The organism is Actinophytocola oryzae (assembly GCF_004364325.1).
Classification (GTDB): Bacteria; Actinomycetota; Actinomycetes; order Mycobacteriales; family Pseudonocardiaceae; genus Actinophytocola; species Actinophytocola oryzae.
Map to the genome: position 1 here is coordinate 44,580 of NZ_SOCP01000003.1, position 15,275 is coordinate 59,854.

Sequence of the window (15,275 nt, forward strand, 5' to 3'; positions counted from 1 at the left end):
CGCAGATTTTCCCGGATGACTCATCAGGAAACCGCCGGTCGCACGGACAGTGCGTGCCGGAACACGTTGAGTGGATCCCAACGGGACTTTACCCGTTGCAGCCGGGGGTAGTTGTGCCGGTGGTACAGCTCGTGCCACGGCACGCCGGACGTGTTCCACTCCGGGTCGGCGAGGTCGGCGTCCTGGTAGTTGACGTAGGACCCGTCGACGTGCTCGCCGGGCACCGGCACCCCGCCCGTGTCGGCGTACATGTCCCGGTAGAACCGCCGCTGCCAGTCCACGTGCCGCTCGTCCTCGTCGGCGTCCGACCACACCGACTGGTAGATCGCCTTCATCACCGAGTCGCGCTGCGCGATGGCCGTGTCCGTGTCCGACCTGGCGTGTGCGGCGCCGCCGTCGCCGTTGAGCAGGAACGACACCCTCGGGTTGCGGTAGTCGCGGGCGGTCAGGTGGCGGTAGGCGGTCGCGAGCTGGGTGTCGGTCAGGCCGGTACGCAGGTACGCGGCCTTCACCTTGATCCGCTGGCCCGACACGCCGTTCTCCGCCAGCGCGGAGAGCCACTCGGTGGACGCGAGCCACGGCAGCGTCCGCTCCTCCTGGACGAACGGCGCCTTCACGCCCTCCCTGACCGCGTCGAGGTGCGCGGACATCAGCTCTCGGGCGTCCGGCACGGTCGCGTCGACCTGTACGCCGAACGCGATGCCGTTGCCCTCCCTCCGGGTGGCCACGATCGCGCTCCACAGGGCCGTCTCCGGTGCCCCGGGCTCGCTGTGCCGCTCGTACCAGGTGCCGAAGTTCTTCAGCAGCCGCGAGAACGACGTCTCGTTCAGCCCGGCCCACGGCCAGAAGACCTCCTTGCCGATCACGGTCGCGGGCGGGCTCGGCAGCAGCGGGCCTTCCGGGGACCGCAGCCAGAAGCGGGTGACGATGCCGAAGCTGCCGCCGCCACCGCCCGCGTGTGCCCACCACAGCTCCCGGTTCGGGTCGTCCGGCTCACGGGTCGCCACGACCGCGTGCGCGTGCCCGTCCGCGTCGACCACGACGACCTCCACCGCGTACAGGTGGTCGGCCGCGTAGCCGTACCTGCGGGTCAGCGGCCCGTACCCGCCGCCCGTGAGGTGGCCGCCGACACCGACCGTCGCGCACGTGCCGCCGGGGAACGTGACGCCCCAGCCGGTGTACAGCGTCCGGTAGGCGTCGCCGAGGCGCGCGCCGGACCCGACGACGAACGCGCCCATCGACGCGTCGAACCCCACCTGCGACAGCCGGGACACGTCGACCAGCACGCGGACGTCCCGGTGGGTCACGATGTCCTCGTAGCTGTGGCCGCCGCTGCGGACGGCGAGCCGCTTGCCCGCCGACACCGCCTCCTGGACGGTCTCGACGACGTCCTCCGTCGACGTGACGAGCCGGATGTAGTCGGGCGTGCCGACGTGCCGGTGGCTGCGCCCGAGCACGAGGTCGGGGTAACGCGGGTCGTCGGGGCCGATCGTGGTCGTGGGCAGGCCGACGGTGATCGTCACAGCGCGACCCTCCAGTAGTCCTTCGAGACGCCGGGGAAGAAGCGGCTGATGGCCTGGTCGAGCGAGCTGCCGACGCGGGCGCCGGACACCATCTCCCTGGCCGCGCGCAGCGAGTCGCGGACGGCGGCGAACCCGTAGAGGGTCATGTGGCGCTCGAAGTCGCGGAGCGCGGCGAGCACGTCCAGGTCGCCCCGGTCGGCGGCCACCAGGTTGCGGCCGAGGTGCGCGGCGTTGTGCATCGCCACGCTGGCGCCGACGCCGCGGAACGGCGTCATGCTGTGGATCGCGTCGCCGAGCAGCGTGATGTTGGTGGTGGGCCAGCGTGGCACCGAGACCGACGTGAGGATGGGGACGACGGAGATCGACTCGACGGGCGAGCCGGTGATCATGGCGCCCAGCCTGGGGTGCCACGCGGCGGTCCGTTCCGCGACCATGTCCCGCAACGCCAGACCGTCCATCGAGGACAGTTCGCAGCCGGGGTACTCGCCTGCCACGAACGCCCAGATCATGTAGCTGCTGGTGTTGTCGAACAGCACCGGGTCCACCGTGGACAGATCGGCCGAGTCGGCGCCGATGCCGTTGTGTGGCGCCACGGACTCGATGTCGTGCGGCGACACGAACAGCCCGCACCCGCCCGGCGCGAGCACGGTGTTGGGCCCGTCCAGCATGCGGGCGGGCAGCGTGCCGCGTGTCTCGGCGGTGAGCGGGTACTTGCCCGCCACGAGCGTGAGTCCGGTGTGGACCCGGTCGGCGTGCGGCAGGTACTGGCCACGCACCCTGGAGCGGGCGCCGTCCGCGCCGACCACGACGTCGGCCGTGACCGTGTCGCCGTTCACGAAGTGGCACGTGACCGTGCCGTCGGGGTTGCGTTCGTAGCGCTCGAACTCGTGGTCGTACTCGACGACGTCCGCCACGCCGTCGAGCAACAGCTGGTGCAGGGTGATGCGGCTGACCGAGTGGTAGGCCCACGCCGGGTCGTGCCTGCCGCGTGCGTCGTCGATGACGACCATCTCGTGGAGCTGCTCGTCGAGGAAGCCGAAGCCTGAGCTGTGCGCGCCTGCCGTGGCGAGGAACGCCCGCCACTTCTCGGGTGGCAGCACGTCGTGCAGCACCCGGGAGCCGACCGGGTTGATGTGCAGCGAGTAGCCCTGCATGCGCTCGGTCCTCGCGCGGCTGCGCTCGTGCACCGAGACGCGGACACCGGCCCGGTGCAGTACCTGCGCGAGGCACAGGCCGCCGGTGCCGCCGCCGATGATCGCCACATTCCCTATCACGACGCGCTCCCCACGGTTGCCGGGCGGCGGCTCCGCCGCATCCACTTGATCAACGCCGACAGCGACTCCGTGCTCGGCGTCTGCTCGTCGCGTGCGGTGCCGGCCATGCCCGCGAAGAACTTCGCGGTGCGCTCGGGGTCCTCCGCGACCTCACGCAGCATGTCGACCCGGTGTGGCGGGGTGGACAGCTTCCCGACCGACAGCGTGTCGTGGTAGTCGTCGATCAGCGCGTCGTACCGCTGGGTCGCGAACCGCTCCAGTCCTCTCTGGACTGTCGGCGTGTCGGCGAGGTCGGCCGGGAGCGCGTCGGTGAGCAGTTCGGCCTGCAGGAACGCGTGGGTGATGCCCCGGGCGGTGATCGAGTCGCGGTGGTGGCCGGCGTCGCCGACGAGCACCCAGCCGGGGCCTGCCGCGGCACGGAAGAAGTTGCGCTGGTCGCCGGTGCCGTAGAGGCGATCGACCTGCCCGCCGGCCTGCATGCGTTGCCACAGCTCGGGTGCGGCGGTCGACACGTTCTCGGCGAAGGCGGCTGCCGCGTCGTGGCGGATCCGCTGGAACGCCGACTGCGGGAAGTACGCCTGCACGAGCGTCGCGCCGTCGTTGGTCGGCACGGCGCCGATCCACTGGCCCGGCGCCTCGTAGAGTTCGAAGTGGTCGGTCGTGTCGGCGAAGAAGCTGTAGTAGACACAGGTCTTCGGCGAGTCCTCGACGATCATGGGTGCGCCCACGGCGTCGGCGACGGTCGAGCGCATGCCGTCCGCGCCGACGACGAGGTGGGCCCGCTCGACGCCGGTCTTGAGCCGTACGCCGACGACGCGGTCGCCGTCGAACTCGAGGCCGCCGACCGAGCAGCCCTCACGCAGCTCGACACCGGCCGCGACCGCGGCGCGGACGAGGATCTCATCGAGCACGGACCGGCGGGGCGCGTAGGCGGCGGTGGCGTCGCCGGTCGGGCCCGGCGCGCCGTCGAGGGTGACGGCGCCGGCACCGGGGGCGCCGATGCGGTAGCTGACCCGGTCGAGCGCGGGTGTGCCGGCCGCGACGACGTCGTCGAGCAGGTCCCACCGCATGAGGCGGGACACGCCCCGGGTGTTGATGTACAGAGTGGACAGTGTGTCGCGCGGGAACCTGGCCCTGTCGACGAGCAGGACCCTGTTCCCCCTGCGGGCGAGCAGCATGGCGGTGGTGGCCCCGGCGCACCGGGCGCCCACCACGATCGCGTCGTACATGGGGTCTACCTCCGTTGCTTGTGTGCCGCCGAACGGATCGAGGTGGTCAGGTCCACCTCGCCCTCCTCGGTGAGCTGTGCCATGGCCAGGCGGACCGCCGTCGCGAGCTGGTGGTCGACGCCCTCCACGTGTTGGTGCGGGGCCGGATCGACCACCACGTCCGGCTCCACGCCGTGGTTCTCCAGCCAGCGCCCCCGGAACTCGTAGGCGAACTCCGGCTGCGTGGTGGTCGTGCCGTCCACCAGGTCGTGTCGCGGCCACGTGGCGACCACCCCGCCCCAGGTGCGTCTGCCGACCAACGGACCGAGACCCATCTGCGTGAACACCTGGCTGAAGATGTCGCCGTCCGAGCCCGCGTGCTCGTTCGTCAGCGCCACCATCGGTCCACGCGGCGACTCCGGCGGATACGGCGCCCGACCGCTCCACCGGCCCGTCTCGTACCCGTGCCGCCGCCGCGACAGCTTCTCCAGCAGCAGCCACGACGTGAAGCCGCCCGAGTTGTACCGGATGTCCACCACCAGCGCGTCCCGGTCGTGCTCGGTGAGGAAGCCTCGGGTGAACTCCGCGTAGCCACGGAGGTTCATGTCCGGCACGTGCAGGTACCCGACCCGCCCGCCGGACAACGCGTGCGCGACCTCCCGGTTGCTCCCGACCCAGTCGCGGTAGCGGGCGGGTGACTCGTCGGCGGTGGCGCGGACCGCGACCCGGTGCGGCGCCCTGCCGTCGCGGGCCACCGTCAGCTCGACCTCCTGGCCCGCCTGGCCGACCAGCAGTTCGCCGGGGCCCGCCGGGCCGACCGGCTGGCCGTTGACCGCCACGATCGCGTCGCCGGCGCGGATGTCCGCGCCCGGCCGGTTGCACGGCGAGGTCGCGGTCTCGTCCCAGCGGTCGCCCGCGAGCAGGCGGCCGATCCGCCACGTGCCCCCGGAGACGTCCCAGTCCGCGCCGAGGAACCCCTGCGCGTACTTCGGCCGCGACCGGTACTCGCCACCCGACTCGTAGGCGTGCGAGGTACCCAGCTCGCCCTGCAGCTCCCAGATCAGGTCCGACAGCTCGCCCCGGCTCGCCACCCGGTCCACCAGCGGCAGGTACCGCGTGTACAGGGCGTCCCAGTCCGCGCCGGACATCTCGTGGTCCCAGAAGTTCTCCCGCTGCAGCCGCCACGCCTCGCGGAACATCTGCCGCCACTCGGCGCCCGGGTCGACCGCGACCTTGATCCGGTCCAGGTCGACCCAGCCGGTGTCCTTGCCGGGGTCGTCGGAGGTGGTGTCCTCCGGCGCCTCCCGTGCGCGCAGCACCCGCAGCCGGTCGTCCGCCTGGTACACCACGGTCGTGCCGTCCGCGCTGAGCACCATGTCGTCCACGCCGGTGAGGTGCTCCTCGATCTCGCCGGTGGCCAGGTCGAACAGCTCCACCCGGCCCGCCGGTCCACTGTGTGCAGTGACGGGGTCGGACAGCAGCAGCACCTTGCCCCGCACGCCCAACACGCGCTGGTAGCGGGCCTCCGGCACCGGGAACCGGACCACGCGCCGGGTGATCCCGTCCGGGTCGACGGCCACCTCGACGCCGTCGCCCGACGTGTCGTCCGGCTCGTCGAACTCGGCGACCAGCGGCCGGGCCACCGGCGCGAACGGCGACGGCGTCGCGGCCGACAGCGTCACGGCGTAGGGCCGCCTGCCGAGCGGGAAGCCGAGGCCGAAGGAGACCTGGTCGTGGTCGGGGGTGAAGTCGCGCTGCCCGATGAAGTACAGGTAGCGGCCGTCCGGGTCGAAGCTCGGCCGCACGTCGTGCAGCACCGGCTCCGTCGCCCGCACGATCCGGCCGGTCGCCGCCTCGACGAGCCGGATTCCCGTGGTCTGCGGGGAGTCCGGGCAGGCGTAGGCGAGCCAGCGGCCGTCCGGCGACCACACGGGGTCCTCGATCCGGCCGTGCTCGGCCTGGTCGAGCCGGCGGACCACCGGCGCGTCGGTCAGGTCCACCAGGTGCAGCTCCTGGCGTTGCGTGGCCACCGCCACGAGCCTGCCCGCGGGCGCGACCGCCAGCTCGGTCACGATCCCGAGGTCCACATCGGACACCCCGACGGGCGTGGCGCCGTGCGCGGGCAGCAACACCAGCCGTTCGGAGGGCTGGTCGTCCGCCGCGACCGCGACGAGCTGGTCGCCGTCCGGCAGCCAGTGCAGCAGGCGGTAGCGGACGCCGTCCGGCAGGCCGTGCTGGCGCACCGGCCCCGACCAGTTGGCCATGGTGAACGCCTTGCCCCGCGCGGTGACGGCGAGCGCGGAGCCGTCCGGCGCCGGGGTCGCGCCGTGCAGGTTCTCCTTGGCAGGCACGAACCTACGTGCCCGCTGGGTGCGTGAGCTGGGCACCCGCACGTCGATCCGCCGTGCGGGACCGCACGGCTCGAGCACGTAGAGGTCGGCGCCCGCGTGGAAGACGAGCCGGGTGCCGTCGCCGGTCAGGTTGCGTGCGTAGAAGTCGAGCGGCCCGCTGTGCTCGACCACGTCCCCGCCGGGTGCCCACGAGTACACAGTGGACACACCGGTGCGGTCGGACAGGAAGAACAGCCTGCCGTCGACCCAGGTCGGCCCCGCGAGGTTGCCGCCGACGGACAGCCGGGTGAACCGGCCGCGCTCGGCGACCCACAGCTCACCGGCCGTGCCGCCGCGGTAACGCTTCCACCGCGCGGGGTCCGCGGTGTTGCGCCCCAGCGCGAGCATCCCGCGCGGGCCGAACGCGAGTGCGCTCGCGGGCCCGAACGGCAGCAGCCGGGCAGGGCCGCCGTCCGGGTCGACCGCGAACAGCCGCGTGCCGAACCCGGCGGGCAGCCCGGCCGCGCTGGCGAACACGATCTCGCCGGTGTCCGGGTGCCAGCCGGTGACCGTGCAGCGGGTGGCGTCGTAGGTCAGCCTGCGTGCCGCGCCGCCCGCCACCGGCATGACGTACACCTCCGGCGGTCCGTCGTCCGCGCCGACGAAGGCCACGAGCGAGCCGTCCGGCGACAGCCGGGGCGACGCGGGCTCGGACACCCCGGCGGTCAGCCGGGTCGCCACGCCGCCGCCGGCGGGCACGGCCCACAGGTCGTCCTCGGACACGAACACCACGAGATCCGCGTGGATCGTGGGGAACCGGAGGTAGCCAGTCATCGTCTATCGCCCCGCAACAGTAAGGCCGTCCCGTGCCAGTACGGCCAACGAGCCGGCGGTCAGGCACACCCGTCCATCCACAGTGGAGCGGCCACGCACGAGCGCGGTGTCACCGACGACGCGGTCGAGCCACGCCTCGTGCCGGATGGTCTGGCCGGGCAGGACCGGCTCGAACATCCGCACCGCACGGGCGTTGCCGAACGCGAGCGTGCCGGTCACCGGCCGGGGCCTGCGCTCCAGCAGGAAAAGCACGGCGCACGCCTGCGTGAACGACTCCACGACGAGCGAGTCCGGGTACGCGCACACCTCGCGGTCCGCCTCGGACGGCAGGCCCCGGTAGCAGGGCTGGCTGGTACGCACGGTGAACTCCGTGACGACCCGCTCCCCCGGCACGTGCGCCACGACGCGGTCGGCCAGCAGGATCGGTCCCCGGTGTGGCAGCAGGTCCCGCACGTCCACCGGGCTCGCCGCCCTGGTCACCGGCGTCACCTCGACGTGCGGTGCCGAGCGCACCCGCTCGTAGGGTTCGGTGGCGCGCACGGTCATCGACGCGGCCGCGCTGCCGTCCGCCCTCGTGCCCCGCGCCCGCACGACGTAGCCACCGTCGGGGTCGGTGGTGAACGACAGCGTCAGGTGCAACGTGTCGCCGGGCAGCAGCGGGGCCTGGAACCGCACCGACTCGATCTCGGCCAGCACCAGCTCCGGGTTGCCGAGCAGCCTGCGCGTGGCCTGCAGGACCGACTCGACCACGAACACACCCGGGTAGATCGGGCGACCGGGGTAGTGCCCCGCGAGGTACGGGTTGCCGGTGACGATGGCCTTCTCCGCGGTCAGCTCACCCGCGGCGCCGATGCGCACGTAGTCCACGGCGGACAACGGAATAGCCATACTCGGCGCGGCGATCGCGGTCATGGTCGGTCACCTCCCAGTAGGCGGCGCGCGCTCGCGGCGAGTGCGGGCCGGTCGATCTTGCGGTTGGCGTTGAGCGGGTACTCCCTGAGGTGCCGGATGTAGCGCGGGAGCATGTTGCGCGGGAACATGGTGCCCAGCTCGGTCACGAGGTCCGAAGTGGACCGTTCGGTGCCGACGTAGAACGAGACCAGCTCGCCGTCGACCGCGACCGTCACCGAGTCCTGCACGCCCTCGCAGCGGCGCATGCCCCAGTCGATCTCGGACAGCTCGATCCGCACGCCGCGGATCTTCACCTGGCTGTCGCGCCTGCCGAGGTAGGCCAGCTCGCCGCCGGGCAGGCGCCGCACCAGGTCGCCGGTGCGGTACCAGCGGTGGCCGTCGTGGTCGAGGAAGCGGCCCTCGTCGTCGGACGGGTCGAGGTAGCCGGGGAACATCTGCGCGCCACGCACGCACAGTTCGCCGGCCTCGGGGTCCGGCCGGCCGTCGCCGTCGATGAGCACGTACTCCATGCCGCCGTGCATCGTGCCGATGGACACGATGTCGTTGACGCACAACGCGGGTGAGGTCTCCGGGTCGAAGCGGTGGACGCTGCACGAGATCGTCAGCTCCGTCGGCCCGTAGAGGTTCTCCACCGTGGAGTTGTCGGCCGCCTCGCCCCAGCCCTCCGCGTCGTGGCGCAGCAGCGGCTCACCGCAGAACAGGCTCAGGCGCAGCGACGGCATCGACCCCGGCGCGAGGCCGCGGAGGCGGCGCACCAACGACACGACGCTCGGCGAGGAGAACCACACCGTGATCCCGTGGCGGGACAGGAACTCCCCGATCGACAGGAACGCCGTCGGCGGCACGCACACGAGCCTGCCGCCGCAGCCCCACGCCGTGAACATGTCGAACATGGCGAGGTCGAAGGTGAGGTCGAAGGTCTGGGAGAACACGTCGTCGCGGGTGAACCCGTAGCGGTCGTGCACGAACCGCAGGTAGTGGTCCACGTTGCGGTGCCGCACCGGCACGCCCTTGGGCCTGCCGGTCGAGCCGGACGTGAACAGGACGTAGGCGATGTCGTCGCCGCTCGCCGCGACCGGCTCGGTCAGCGGGATACCAGGCCCGGTGACCACGGGGGTGTCGCCGACCGCGTCGGCCAGCTCCGGCAGTGCGGCCACCCCGCCCTCGTCGGCGACGAGCGCGGACAGGCCGGCGCCGGTGATCATGTTGTGCGTGCGCTCGGCCGGGTACTCGGGGTTCAGCGGCACGGCCGTGCCACCCGCGTACCAGGCCGCCAGGATCGCGACGTACGCGTCGAGCGTGCGGTGTGCGAGCACGCCGACCCGGCCCGGCTCGCCGCCGGTCGCGGCGCGGATCGCACCCGCCACGCCGAGTGCGCGCTCGTGCAGCTCGGTGTAGGTCAGCGAGTTCGCGCCGACGCACACCGCGGTGCCGGTCGGGTTGCCGGTGAGGCCGCGCTGGAACCAGCCGGGCAGGGTTCTCGTGAGGGTTGCGGTGGTCATCGGTTCTCCTCGTGCCGGCTCAACGGGTTGTCGTCGTCCGACCAACCGGTGACGACGGCGACGGCGAGCGCGCCGTCGGGATCGGCCGCGACGACGACACCCGCGTCGTCCCGTGACCAGCCCTCGGTGCGTGCGCGGGTGACCAGCTCGGCCAGCTGCAGCGCGGCGTGGCCCGCGTAGCAGTCGCCAAGCTCCTCGATGCCGTCCTCGGGCTCTATCGGCAGGACCGCGCCGAGACCGACGCGCTGTGCGGCGTCGACCACGCTGTCGCCGGTGACCCGCATGGCCACCCACCGCACCCGCTCCGGCTCGATGCCCGCGGCGTCGAGGGTCTCCGCTACCGCGTCGCAGACAGTGTCGGGGCGGCGCACGTCGCCGGTGTGGGAGCGGACCGCGCCGAGGCGGGCGAGCGGGCGCCTGCCCGCCTCGATGGCGACGTCCGCGCGTTCCAGCACGAACACCGCCGCGCCCTCGCCGGGCAGCGAGTCCGGCCGCGTGGCGTGCGCGAACCACGCACCCGGGCCGGTGACCTCCTCGGCAGCGCCGACGAGCATCGTGTCCGCGTGCACCGCGTGCAGCATCACGGCGGCGTTGCGCAGTGCGCCGAGGCCGGCGAGCGGACCCGCCACGACCGTCGAGTTGGCGCCCTTGAGGCCGTACTTGATGGCCATGGCGCCCGCGGTCGTGTTGAGGACCGTGTTGGGCATGGTCGCCGGGTTGACCATGTGCGGGCGGGTCCGGTCGAAGGAGTCCCAGCCGAACTCGACCGCGCCGGTCACGCTGCCGCACGTGGTGCCGAACGAGACGCCGACGGTGTCCCGGATGTCGTCGGTGACCTCGAGCCCGGCGTCGGCGAGTGCCTCACCGCACGCGACGAGCGCGAGGTTCGTGGTGCGGTTGTTGAACCGGACCGTCTTGCGACCGAGCACGGCGGCGAAGTCGAGGCCCTCGACGACGTGCGCCGTCGGCCAGGGGAGGTCGGGCACCGGCGTGGGCCCGGTAGGCCGGACCGCGCCGGCACCGGTGAACACGAGGCTCATGCCGCCACCCCGCTCGCTCCGTGGCGCCGGAACGCTCCGCAGGCTCCGCTACACCGGCGCCCTCCGCGATCGTGGCGACAGCCTGAATATCGATGATTCGCTCCGCAAGCTCCGCTCATGGCTCGACCCTCCCCATGATCACGATCGAGTTGTTGCCGCCGAAGGCGAAGCCGTTGTTCTGGGTGATGGTCACCCCGGCCGGGCGGGAGACGTTGGGCACTGGATCGATGCCCGCCAGCTCCGGGTCCGGGGTGACGTGGTTGATGGTGGGCGGCAGGAAGCCGTCGGTGATCGCGAGCGCGCACGCCGCGACGCCGAAACCGCTTGCCGCGCCCATGGTGTGGCCGAGCATGGACTTGATGCTGCTCATCGGTGGCACCCGCGAGCCGAACACCGCGCGGGCGGCCGTGCTCTCCACGAGGTCGTTCGTACGGGTGCCGGTGCCGTGTGCGCAGATGTAGTCGACCTGGTCGGGGGTGATGCCGGAACGCTTGTGCGCCACGCGCATGCAGCGCGCGATGCTGTCCGCGTCCGGTGCCACGGGGTGCGCGGCGTCGCAGGTCATGCCGTAGCCGAGGACCTCGGCGTAGATGCGTGCGCCGCGGGCCTGTGCCGCGTCGAGCCGCTCCAGCACGAGCGCGATGCCGCCCTCCGCGGTGAGCATGCCCGCGCGGTCGGCGTCGAACGGGCTGCACTTCTCGCCTGCCAGTGCGCCGAGGCGGTGGAAGCCGGCGTGGAAGAAGCGGCCGACCGAGTCGGCGCCGCCCGCGATGGCGACGTCCGCCGCGCCGGAGGCGATGAGGTCGGAGGCGTAGCCGACCGCGTAGTTGCCCGCGGCACACGCGGTGCCGAGCGTGACCGCCTCGCAGCGGACACCCAGCTCCGCGCCGACCGCGATGGCGAGGCGGCTGCCGGGCAGCTTGTTCGCGAGGTCGCGGTCGGGGGTGTCGAAACCGTTGTGGTACCAGGACTCCGCCATGTCGACCAGCGGCACCAGCTCACCGCCGGTGGTGCCGATCACGACGGCCGTGCGACCGTCCGGCGGGGTGAGGTCCGCGTCGGTGACGGCCAGCCTGGCGGCGGCCGCCGCGAACAGCGACGACCGCCCCCAGTCCTCTTCGGACAGCCGGGTGAGCAGCTCGCCCGGCTCGAAGCCACGCACCTCGCCTGCGCGGGTGCGTTCGAAGCCGGTGGCGTCGAAGCTCTCGATGGGGCCGATCCCACTGCGCCCCGCACGCAGCGCGTCGGCGAACTCGGTGACACCGGTGCCGATGTTGGACACCGGCCCGATGCCGGTGATGACCACGCGCGGACGCATCGGGATCACCAGCCCGCGGACTCGGCGACCACCGCGTAGGTCTCGCGGAGGTTGACGATCCGGATCAGCGACGTCTCGGGGATCGTGACGCCGTAACGCTTCTCGAGCCTGGACAGCAGCTCGATGGCGAGCAGTGAGTCCGCGTCGGTGTCGTCGACGAACGACTCGGCGGCGAAGATCTCCTCGGTCGTGACGCAGAACAGGTCGGCGGCGATCGCGGCGATCTCGTCCATCCTGGTCCGCACGGGGTCGAGCACGGTGTGCTGCATGGGTTTTCTCCTTCTCCTGGCGATTTCAGTTGGGATAGCCGCCGTCGACGCGCAGTACCGTCCCGGTGACGTAGGCGGCCCGGTCCGACACGAGGAACGACACTGCGTCCGCGACCTCCTCGGGGCGGCCGAAGCGGCCGAGCGGGATGTCCGCGGTGTGCTCGTCCGGGTTCTTGAGGTCGGCGATCATGTCGGAGGCGACGAAGCCGGGCGCGACGACGTTGGCTCGCACGCCGTAGCGGCCGCCCTCCTTCGCGAGCGACTGGGTGAACCCGATGATCCCGGCCTTGGACGCGGCGTAGTTGGCCTGGCCCGCGTGGCCGAGCACGCCGAACACCGACGACATGGTGATCACCACGCCGCGCTTGCGGCGGATCATGCCGAACATGTTGGCGCGGCAGACGTTGAACACGCCGTCGAGGTTGGTGCGCAGCACTTCCGTCCAGTCCTGTTCGGACATCAGCGCCACCGGCTTGTCCCGCAGGACACCGGCGTTGGCGACGACGACGTCCACCGCGCCGAGCTGCTTCTCGGCGTTCTTCGAGAACTCGGTGACGGCGGTGAGGTCCGCGACGTCGACCCGCTCGAAGTGGGCGGTCCTGCCGTGGTCGGCGACCAGCTCGGCGGTCTGCTTGGCGGCGACCTCGTCACCCCGGTAGCAGAACCCGATGTCGTAGCCGTCCTCGGCGAGCCGCACAGCGACCGCACGGCCGATGCCGCGCGAGGCACCAGTGACGATGGCCACACTCATGATCTCTCCTCGGTCAGTGCGGTCGCGACGCACACGACCAGATCGCTTTGATGCGTGACGGAAAGCTCGACGGAACGCACGCCCGACTCGTCGGCGACGCGGCGTGCACCGCGGTGCAGGGCCACTGTCGGGGCGCCCCAGCGGTCCGAGGTCACCTCGATGTCGCGCCAGGACAGGCCCTGTCCGAAGCCGCGGCCGAGTGCCTTGGCCACGGCCTCCTTCGCGCAGAACCGGCCGGCGAGCCGTTCGGTGTACCTCGGCTCGGCCATGGTGTCCGCCTCGGCCAGCTCGGCGGCGGTGAACACCACCGTGCGGTAACGCTTGTGCGCGGCCACCTTCGCGAACCGCGACACGCTCATGAGATCCACACCGATCCTCACGGCGCACCTACTTTCGCCATGATCCGGTCGCGGCGTTCGGCACGGCGCTTCTCGAACTCGATCTTGGTGGCGTGGTACTCCTCACGCGTGTCGGCCCAGAACAGCGCGGTGCGCCACTCGCCGACGGTGAACGAGTCGTACGCACACGTGACGGTGTGCCGGCTGTCCAGCAGTGCCTGCGACTGCAACATGGTGTTGTGCGCGAGCACCTGGTTGATCACCGTCTCCATGTTCAGCTCGTCGTGGATGTAACGCAGTGCGGCGGCGATCGCGGCCAGCCCGTAGGCGCCTCGGTAGCGGGGCAGGACCGCGATGGACAGCTCGCAGGTCTGGCTGCGCCAGTCGAGCGAGGTGAGCCACACGAAGCCGACCACCTGGCCCTTGGTGCCGAGGACCGAGAAGATCCGCTTGACGTCGTGCTCCTCCTCGATCGTCCGCCGCTGGCTCGCCGTCAGCGCCTCCGTGTCGGACAGGGTCGCGAAGTCGGTCAGGTTCGCCTGGAACTTGTCGTCCCGCAACAGTTCCGTGCGCAGCGGCAGGTCTTCCTCCGCGAAGTGCCGTAATGACGCGATCATGAGGGCGCCTCCCTTCCCGTGCTGACGTGGACGTCCACGTCGTGGTAGCGGCCGCCGCCGAAGTGGTGTGCGCGCAGGCGGCCCGCGTGCCGGAAGCCACGCAGTGCCTCCGGCGGGCCGCCGACGCACACGAACGACGTGTAACGGCGGTGGCAGCGCAGGAACTCCGTGAAGGCGGCCAGGATCGACGGATCCGGTGAGGTGGTCGCGACCTCCGCCTGGCGGGGGTTGTCCAGGTTGGGTGCGTACCCGAGCACCGCGTCACCCCAGCCGAACAGGTGCGCCTCGCGAGCGGAGAGCACCTTGGCCAGCAGCGCGTCGTTCTGGGTCACCGGGTCCACGCCGAGGAAGCCACGCACGCCGGTGGCGGCGAGCCTGCGCACACCGTCGTCCAGCTTCAGCTGTGTCACGTCAGTCATCGCGGAGCACTCCCCACTGCTGCCGGTCGACGGGTCCGCCCGCGTGCCAGATCGCCTGCGGCACGAGGGTTTCCCGTACGAAGCCTGCTGCTTCGAGCGGTTCGGTCGGGGTTGCGACGGCCGGGGTGACCCAGCCGTACAGGCGACGCAGGTTGAGCACGACGAACCCGTGGCGCACGGCGAGCCGGACGACCTCCGCGAGGTCGTGCGTGCCCGGCCGCAGGCCGATCTCCAGCCGCGCCCTGCGGTGGACCCAGTCGAGCTCGGCGAAGTGGACGACCGCGGTGTCGCGGACCACGTACACGTTCTTCGGCTCGATCGACGCGGGCAGGGTCAGCACCGGCGCGTCGGGGTCGGGCACGCCGAGCAGCTCGCCGCGCAGCCAGTGTCCACTCAGGAGCGGCCGGTCGGTCTGCCGGTAACCGGTGATCGTCATCATCGCGCCGGCTCCGCTACGTGTCCGAAGTAGACGTAGCCGTACCGGTTGCCCTGGTGCACGACGACGTTGCGGAGCGTGCCGTCCTCGGAGAGGCCCAGCTCCTTGCAGAGCCGCAGGCCGCGCTCGTCGAACTCGCCGACCAGCTGCTGGAGCCGGACGACCTCGCGCTCGTTGCGGAGCGCGCGGACGACGTCGTGGTAGGCCCGGACCCAGCGCTCGTCCGACACGCCCGAGGACAGCCGCAGGTGGAGCTGGAAGTGGCAGCCGTGGTCGCCGCCGACCTGCTCGACGGCCCACAGCCCGATCACCCGGTCGCCGTCGCGGATCTCGCGGGCGTCCGTGAGCAGCTCGCGGATCTCGTGCTCGGCGAGGGTGTCCGGCTCGGCGGTGCGGAAGAAGAAGGTCGGCTCGGTGAACAGCTCCAGCACGGTCATGACTGGTCCGCCTCCCCGAAATTCGATGTGTTGGTCACGTTCGGAGCCGAATAGCACCCTGACGTAG

The 15,275-nt window shown here is 71.8% G+C and carries 15 protein-coding genes; all 15 read right to left on the reverse strand.

The features are described from left to right. Nucleotides 1-23: 23 nt before the first annotated feature. Nucleotides 24-1,523, reverse strand: coding sequence for an FAD-binding oxidoreductase (locus CLV71_RS07680; protein WP_243866285.1), 1,500 nt, complete (start codon nt 1,521-1,523; stop codon nt 24-26). Further along, entirely contained in the window at nt 1,520-2,797 is a 1,278-nt protein-coding gene (locus CLV71_RS07685) for an FAD-dependent oxidoreductase (protein ID WP_133901947.1), read from the reverse strand. The genes CLV71_RS07680 and CLV71_RS07685 overlap by 4 nt, the downstream gene beginning before the upstream one ends. Next, nucleotides 2,794-4,026, reverse strand: a complete 1,233-nt coding sequence (locus CLV71_RS07690) for an NAD(P)/FAD-dependent oxidoreductase (protein WP_133901948.1) — start codon at nt 4,024-4,026, stop codon at nt 2,794-2,796. Before CLV71_RS07690 ends, CLV71_RS07685 begins: the two co-directional genes overlap by 4 nt. Before the next feature lie 5 nt (nt 4,027-4,031). Continuing rightward, a complete protein-coding gene (locus CLV71_RS07695) occupies nt 4,032-7,169 on the reverse strand; it encodes a S41 family peptidase (RefSeq protein ID WP_133901949.1) in 3,138 nt (1,045 codons plus the stop codon). Nucleotides 7,170-7,172: 3 nt separating this feature from the next. Next, nucleotides 7,173-8,081, reverse strand: coding sequence for a 3-hydroxyacyl-ACP dehydratase FabZ family protein (locus CLV71_RS07700; RefSeq protein WP_133901950.1), 909 nt, complete (start codon nt 8,079-8,081; stop codon nt 7,173-7,175). Continuing rightward, entirely contained in the window at nt 8,078-9,583 is a 1,506-nt protein-coding gene (locus CLV71_RS07705; protein ID WP_133901951.1) for an amino acid adenylation domain-containing protein, read from the reverse strand. The genes CLV71_RS07700 and CLV71_RS07705 overlap by 4 nt, the downstream gene beginning before the upstream one ends. Continuing rightward, nucleotides 9,580-10,623, reverse strand: a complete 1,044-nt coding sequence (locus tag CLV71_RS07710; protein WP_133901952.1) for a beta-ketoacyl synthase N-terminal-like domain-containing protein — start codon at nt 10,621-10,623, stop codon at nt 9,580-9,582. Before CLV71_RS07710 ends, CLV71_RS07705 begins: the two co-directional genes overlap by 4 nt. Nucleotides 10,624-10,738: 115 nt before the next feature. Next, nucleotides 10,739-11,941, reverse strand: a complete 1,203-nt coding sequence (locus CLV71_RS07715; RefSeq protein ID WP_133901953.1) for a beta-ketoacyl-[acyl-carrier-protein] synthase family protein — start codon at nt 11,939-11,941, stop codon at nt 10,739-10,741. A gap of 5 nt (nt 11,942-11,946) precedes the next feature. Then, complete coding sequence (locus CLV71_RS07720) at nt 11,947-12,210, reverse strand: acyl carrier protein (protein WP_133901954.1); 264 nt, start codon at nt 12,208-12,210, stop codon at nt 11,947-11,949. Nucleotides 12,211-12,235: 25 nt separating this feature from the next. Next, the gene (fabG, locus tag CLV71_RS07725) at nt 12,236-12,961 is read right to left on the reverse strand and encodes a 3-oxoacyl-ACP reductase FabG (RefSeq protein ID WP_133901955.1); all 726 of its coding nucleotides are present in this window, start codon (nt 12,959-12,961) and stop codon (nt 12,236-12,238) included. Then, nucleotides 12,958-13,341, reverse strand: coding sequence for a holo-ACP synthase (acpS, locus tag CLV71_RS07730; RefSeq protein ID WP_133901956.1), 384 nt, complete (start codon nt 13,339-13,341; stop codon nt 12,958-12,960). Before acpS ends, fabG begins: the two co-directional genes overlap by 4 nt. Further along, on the reverse strand, nt 13,338-13,916 hold the full coding sequence (locus CLV71_RS07735) for a GNAT family N-acetyltransferase (protein WP_133901957.1): 579 nt from the start codon (nt 13,914-13,916) through the stop codon (nt 13,338-13,340). Before CLV71_RS07735 ends, acpS begins: the two co-directional genes overlap by 4 nt. After that, nucleotides 13,913-14,335 carry a hypothetical protein gene (locus tag CLV71_RS07740; protein WP_133901958.1) on the reverse strand — a complete coding sequence of 141 codons (423 nt, stop codon included), beginning with the start codon at nt 14,333-14,335 and terminating at the stop codon, nt 13,913-13,915. Before CLV71_RS07740 ends, CLV71_RS07735 begins: the two co-directional genes overlap by 4 nt. After that, complete coding sequence (locus CLV71_RS07745; RefSeq protein ID WP_133901959.1) at nt 14,328-14,774, reverse strand: GNAT family N-acetyltransferase; 447 nt, start codon at nt 14,772-14,774, stop codon at nt 14,328-14,330. Before CLV71_RS07745 ends, CLV71_RS07740 begins: the two co-directional genes overlap by 8 nt. Next, on the reverse strand, nt 14,771-15,208 hold the full coding sequence (locus CLV71_RS07750) for a hypothetical protein (protein ID WP_133901960.1): 438 nt from the start codon (nt 15,206-15,208) through the stop codon (nt 14,771-14,773). The genes CLV71_RS07745 and CLV71_RS07750 overlap by 4 nt, the downstream gene beginning before the upstream one ends. Between the last annotated feature and the right edge of the window lie 67 nt (nt 15,209-15,275).

Bases quoted from the DNA above. Each gene is read 5' to 3' on its own strand.
- CLV71_RS07690 (WP_133901948.1), bottom strand. From the start codon at position 4,026: ATGTACGACGCGATCGTGGTGGGCGCCCGGTGCGCCGGGGCCACCACC.
- CLV71_RS07695 (WP_133901949.1), bottom strand. From the start codon at position 7,169: ATGACTGGCTACCTCCGGTTCCCCACGATCCACGCGGATCTCGTGGTG.
- CLV71_RS07700 (WP_133901950.1), bottom strand. From the start codon at position 8,081: ATGACCGCGATCGCCGCGCCGAGTATGGCTATTCCGTTGTCCGCCGTG.
- CLV71_RS07705 (WP_133901951.1), bottom strand. From the start codon at position 9,583: ATGACCACCGCAACCCTCACGAGAACCCTGCCCGGCTGGTTCCAGCGC.
- CLV71_RS07710 (WP_133901952.1), bottom strand. From the start codon at position 10,623: ATGAGCCTCGTGTTCACCGGTGCCGGCGCGGTCCGGCCTACCGGGCCC.
- CLV71_RS07715 (WP_133901953.1), bottom strand. From the start codon at position 11,941: ATGCGTCCGCGCGTGGTCATCACCGGCATCGGGCCGGTGTCCAACATC.
- CLV71_RS07720 (WP_133901954.1), bottom strand. From the start codon at position 12,210: ATGCAGCACACCGTGCTCGACCCCGTGCGGACCAGGATGGACGAGATC.
- fabG (WP_133901955.1), bottom strand. From the start codon at position 12,961: ATGAGTGTGGCCATCGTCACTGGTGCCTCGCGCGGCATCGGCCGTGCG.
- CLV71_RS07735 (WP_133901957.1), bottom strand. From the start codon at position 13,916: ATGATCGCGTCATTACGGCACTTCGCGGAGGAAGACCTGCCGCTGCGC.
- CLV71_RS07740 (WP_133901958.1), bottom strand. From the start codon at position 14,335: ATGACTGACGTGACACAGCTGAAGCTGGACGACGGTGTGCGCAGGCTC.
- CLV71_RS07745 (WP_133901959.1), bottom strand. From the start codon at position 14,774: ATGATGACGATCACCGGTTACCGGCAGACCGACCGGCCGCTCCTGAGT.
- CLV71_RS07750 (WP_133901960.1), bottom strand. From the start codon at position 15,208: ATGACCGTGCTGGAGCTGTTCACCGAGCCGACCTTCTTCTTCCGCACC.